The sequence below is a fragment of the Protofrankia sp. Cj3 genome (genome assembly GCF_917627355.1).
In the GTDB taxonomy this organism is placed as follows: Bacteria; Actinomycetota; Actinomycetes; order Frankiales; family Frankiaceae; genus Protofrankia.
The window spans coordinates 1-5,368 of the sequence record NZ_CAKJTR010000146.1; the positions used below are offsets into that span (position 1 = coordinate 1).

Genomic DNA, 5,368 nt, shown 5'->3' on the forward strand with positions numbered 1-5,368 from the left:
CACCATCCGGCCGCTCACCGCCAGTCAGCCAGATGCCACCGCTCTCTCCCCTGACAAACGGCTCAGCTGACCTGCACGATCACGCGGAGCGCTGTCCGTGTCTGGCCGTCGACACGGGCGCCGATCACGATCTTCTCCCCGGCCTTCACCGCCGATATATCCGCTTTGTTCTTGCCTCGGCGCACAATCGTGCTATCCGTGATCGAGTAGGAGACGGTGTATCCGTCATCGCTGCGGACGGTCAACGACGAACCGGACACCGCTGTCACGGTCCCCTTCTGCACATCGAACGTCTTGAACCCGTCCGCCGTCCGCGCCACGAACTCCCCGTGCACGCCTTTGTCCGCGAGCCAGGCGCGATGGCCTCGAGCATCAGACGCCACCTCCGAGATCGGGTCGGCGGTGGCCGTCGTGGCATTCGCGGCCGGTGTGACAGGCCCTCCCGAGTCGGCCAGTGCCACGGTCGCGGCGCTACCGGCCGCGATGACCGCAGCGCCCGCCATCGCGGCGAGCTTCGTTGCCATTGATATCCTCACGCCGTCACCTCCGTTGAACGCGGCCACCGTGGTCCGCGACACCGTCACCTTGCCGGGGCGCCGTGTGTCTTTCGTCAGAGAAATGTCAGAACTGTGTGAGAACCTGTCCGGGGCCGGGCCTTTGATCAGTATGCCGGAATGACGATCTCAAACACGCGCTACGAATGCCCGACAACAGGGGCGTGGATCAAGAAGCGGGATTGAGGTGCGTGCATCGCGCGGCGACGGAGGGATGCGCCGGAGCTTGTGGGGCGACCGAGGAGCCGGGGTACCTGTGCATCGCGCGGCGATGGATGGGCAGCGATGACGCGAGGTGCGCACCCCAGCCCCGCAATGCCGCATCCTCTATTGCCGGGCGCTCCAAGCCGGGGAGCCGCGGCCGAACTCCGGCCAACCGGGGAGGGCAAGGTCGCACTGCGCTGAATGCCGCTAAGCGGCGGTCCTGCTGATGTCAACATCGACAGGTGTCCCGTAAAAGCCAGCTGCCAGGTCAACGGCACCTGCCCCGTCGACGGACAGGTGGCCATCGCTCCGCCCGCGGGTGCCCCATGGCTTCCCCCGCCGCCGGGTCTTGCGAAAAGTGTCCGGGCGATAACCGACAGGACGGTTAGCCATGACAGAAAGTACGGCGCACGGTGCGGTAGGCAACACGGCGAGCAGCGGCGTCCAACGGGAGTCCCGGCAACGCGAACTCGGTAAGTTCCTGCAGGCCCACCGTGAACGAATACCCGGGCTACCACGAGAGGAAGTGGCACAGCTGTCCGGCCTGGGGCTCGCCTGGTACACCTGGCTCGAGCAAGGACGGGTAGCGGCTTCCCGACCGGTCGTCGAAGCTGTGGCGCGCACTCTGCGGTTGGACGATCATGCTCGACGGCATGCCCTGGCACTCGCGGGCCTGCACGCCCCGCCGCGCCGGGCGCGGCACACCCACGATCAACGCCATGCTGTGGCGCGGCTGCTCCAACCCGTTCTGGACAGTTGGCCGACCAGTCCCGCGCTGCTTCTGGACCACAGCTTCGACATCATCGGCTGGAACGACGCCTATGCGGCGCTGTGGACGGACCCCGGCCTCGTCGACGATCGGCGCCGGAACCTCCTGTATCTGATGGTCACCAGCCGGCTGCTCGGCAGCACGCTGCATGAGTGGGAAGCCGTGACCAAGGCTGTGCTCGCGCAGTTCCGCTCACGCGCCGACGGCGATTTCCAGGACGAACGTGTCCAGGAGATATTCATGCTGCTCGAGGCCGACAAGCCTGACCTGAAGCAGTGGTGGGAAAACCGGTCGGCACACGAGTTCACCAGCCGGAAGGTGACGGTCGCCACCGCGACCGTCGGGGAGATCCTTTTGATCATCTCATTGTTCCGTCCCACCGACGACCCGGATGCGACCATCCTGCTGCAGACCCCGGTCACCCCCACTGACCGGGACCGGGTCCGGCAGCTGACGGAACTGCCGGCACGGTGGGTCGGCAACGACCGGTCACACGGCTTCTACGACCATTAGGGCGTGTTTCGAAGGTCATCTGTCCGGCTCGCCGCGTCCAGGCGGCCCCTGGCCGCGGCTCCCTGATCGAACGGCGGCTTCCGGAACACGCCGTAGAATGTACGGATCAGCCCAGCCAGCGGCGGTGCCGCCGCCGGGATGCCGCCGGCCAGAAGTCGATGAAATCCCGTTCCGCGGTCCGCGCACGGCATTCCTCCAGGCCCAACAACAGCCCAAGCGTGAACGCGGTCGGCTTGCCGGCATCCGCGGCCGCCGTGCCCCACCCACGAAGCAGCCCTTGTGCGACGGTGGCATCCTGATGTGTGCCGAGCAGCTCCTGGATCTGCTCGGCCAGCCTGGCGAGCTCCACCGCGTCGGACCCGAAGAGCGGTACGGCTGTCTCGGCCGCGTATCGCAAGCGCTTCGCCTGCTTGCGGGCGCTGTGCAGCTGGATGTCCCGCTCATGCCCGGACGGCGTGGCCAGGGCCGCGGCGACCTTGCGAGTCAGCCGACGATCGGCGCGTCCGATCAGCTGCGGGACAGCGATACGCGCGGGCTGCGCTGCCGGGCCACGCAGCGGTCCGGCAACCACTACCTGTAGATCAGCGATGAGCGTCAGGTAACGCTCGCTGCGCAGCATCGCCAAGGTCTCGCCGCGAGCCTCAGCCTGGCCCGCGAGCAGCTGGCTGTCAATCGTCTCGACGACCGGACCGCGCACCAGCTCACCGGGCAGTTCGGCCATCCGCCCGTCGAAGTACTCGACCATCACCTCGCAGTCGCGGGCCGCGGACAGCGCACCGGCCAGATCGCGTAGCTCCCCGTCCAGGTGGCTGCCGACCGCCGGGTCGAACATCGGCGCGAAGGTACGCAGCGTGCTGCGAAACCGGCGGGTCGCCACCCGCATCTTGTGCACGGCATCCGGTGCGTCCAGGCGCACGCGGGGATCGGTGGCGAGCAGCACCTCCACCTGGGCCGCCAGGTAGGCCCGAACCACCTCGCCGGCCGGCGACTTCGGCCGCAGCCTGCCCCGGGACGGCGCCGCCGCGGATCGCCGTTGGTTCGCCAGCGTCGGCCCCAGCGCCCGCGCGAGTTTGGACGGCTCCAGGGCCTGGGACGCGCCAGCCGCCGACAGGGTAGCGCCGACCCTGTCCAGCAGGCTGTTCTCACCAGCACCGACACGTTCGACCTCGATCTCGCGCCACTCACGGCGCCGCGGGCGCGCGGTGTTCCCGCCGAGAGTCTGGGAGCTGACGCAGTCGTCAACCACCTCGGCGAGATCAGCTCCGGTGGCATCGCGGAGGCGAATCGCCGTGCGGCTCGTGACCAGCCGCGCCACCGGTTGCAGCGGCGCACCGCGCAGGTGGACGGATACCAGCTCCACCAGCTCAGCGGGCGGAACGCTGTCTGCCCAGCCGTTGGCTGGTCCGGCGGCGGCGTGAGCGACGGCGGACACTTCCGGTACTGGATCAGCCGCGACCGGCAGCTGGCCGCTCCTTCCAGCCGGATCATTCGCCCCGTCGACGCCGTCCGCAACCGAGTAAAGGGGGCGCTGGATCTCGGTACGCTCACCAGTTTTGATCGGCAGCTTCAGGTGCCAGCCCTCGTCGTGCCCTCCGGTCCGCCGCCGGAATGTGATCTTATTGTTGGCCAGCCGAAAATCGTCGGAGTCATAGTAGACGGCTTCCAGGGTGACCGTTTCCGGCTCGGTAACGCTAGTGACTCCTTGCAACTGATCCAGCGCGGGAAGCACGAAGGCTGGATCGACCGCGAACTTACGTTCGACTTCCCTCAGTTCACTGCCCATGCCGTGCCCTTTCATCACATCCGACCGAAGCATCACCATCAACGGATGACAATAATCTCGCTGCCGGCGACAATTCGATCACGCTAATCGCACACAATAAACGACAAAAAGATAACCGTTGTTCAACGAATGTTAACTACCTTGTCGCCCCGATGCCCGCTTCGCCACCTGCCGCGATGTCTGCTTCGATGCCCACCCCAACGCCCGCGCCCAACAAGATCATGGCTGGGGGAGCCAGGACACCTTGCCGACCAAAATCACATAACCGACAAAAGCAACTGAATCGATCAGGGAATGAGCTACGACAAGTGGACCGATCCGCCCGTGACGTTGATAGATCCGACCGAACAGCAGGCCCATAAGTAAATTAGCGACAAAACCACCGAAACCCTGATACAGGTGGTACGAGCCACGCAGGACAGCGCTCGTGGCGAGCGCTGTCCGGTCGTTCCAGCCAAACCGGCGCAACCGGGTCAACAGGTAGCCGACCACAACGACCTCCTCGAGCAGCGCGTTCTCCACCGCCGACGCCAGCAGGACGGGGACGCGCCACCACACAGCCGGCAGGCTTGTGGGAACCACGGTCAGGTTCACGCCCGAGTGCCAGGCGAGCAGGTACAGCCCGAGCCCGGTACCGCCGACCATGGCGGCGAGCCCGGCCCCGAAGCCGACGTCGCGGCTGGGCTGGCGGCAGTCGAGCCCGATGGCGGACGGGCCGCCGCCGTCGCGCGCGAGCAGGTTCAGCGCCAACAGCGCGGGCACCAGCGCGGTTGCGATACCGACCAGTTGCAATGCGAGATCGAGCCACGGACGTCCCGGAGCCGCCGACGAGTTCAGCTCGGCAACCTGCCGACGAAGCGGCACAGGTGCGGTCAGGTCGCCGATGTAACGGACAGCGGCCCACAGCGCGGAGGCTCCCAGCGAGACACCGAGGACGAGCCACACCTCGGCTACGAACAGCCGCCGGGACAACGGCCGGCCGACCCCGCCCAGGCCACCAGCGCCAGCGGCTGACCGGTCGGCCTCGATCGGTACCACGGTCCGCTCATCCCCACGCACACCCATCTGGCGACCGTAGCCGTCCAGGCGAACCGCACGTCCTGATGGCCGGCTCCGCATGCTGCCCGCCCAGATTCTGACGGCGGATGTCACCGGCCGAGGGCTCCGGCTCCGCGAAGACTCTGGACAACAGCACCAGCACAGGACAAAATCATCCTAACCACAACAACTATGATCTTAAAATACAAAAAAGATCCTATTTACTCTATAAAATCCATACATTGCATAAAATATATGTATCGTATGCACTCGAGAAGTGCGTACCGAGCGGGCACGGCAACATGCAGATGGGACAAAACGGCAGATGACATCCTGCTCTGTCACGCTCACCCCAGCGCCGAGCCCACGGCTCCGGGCCGCTGACCGCGAAGCGGATATCCCACGGCAACGGGCTGACAGGCCCAGCGAACGGATCACATGAACGACGCCCAGGACTGGACAGCTCCGTCCACGCGCCTGCTGGTCATGCGCCGGATCCAGCTGGCT

Annotated in this window: 4 protein-coding genes; 1 reads left to right on the forward strand and 3 read right to left on the reverse strand. The window is 66.3% G+C overall.

Features of this window, described 5'->3' with window-relative positions; genetic code table 11:
- Positions 1-62: 62 nt before the first annotated feature.
- Entirely contained in the window at positions 63-524 is a 462-nt protein-coding gene (locus MJ783_RS17565) for a DUF5666 domain-containing protein (RefSeq protein ID WP_239311658.1), read from the reverse strand.
- Positions 525-1,149: 625 nt separating this feature from the next.
- Between MJ783_RS17565 and MJ783_RS17570 the strand changes: the two genes are divergently transcribed.
- Entirely contained in the window at positions 1,150-2,040 is an 891-nt protein-coding gene (locus MJ783_RS17570) for a helix-turn-helix transcriptional regulator (protein WP_239311660.1), read from the forward strand.
- A 106-nt stretch (positions 2,041-2,146) separates the two neighbouring features.
- Here the strand turns inward: MJ783_RS17570 and MJ783_RS17575 are convergent, their stop codons facing one another.
- Together MJ783_RS17575 and MJ783_RS17580 are read right to left on the reverse strand one after the other, a co-directional pair.
- On the reverse strand, positions 2,147-3,823 hold the full coding sequence (locus MJ783_RS17575) for a CYTH and CHAD domain-containing protein (RefSeq protein WP_239311662.1): 1,677 nt from the start codon (positions 3,821-3,823) through the stop codon (positions 2,147-2,149).
- A 219-nt stretch (positions 3,824-4,042) separates the two neighbouring features.
- Positions 4,043-4,888: a CPBP family intramembrane glutamic endopeptidase gene (locus MJ783_RS17580; RefSeq protein WP_239311664.1), complete on the reverse strand. Its 846-nt coding sequence runs from the start codon at positions 4,886-4,888 to the stop codon at positions 4,043-4,045.
- Positions 4,889-5,368 lie beyond the last annotated feature (480 nt).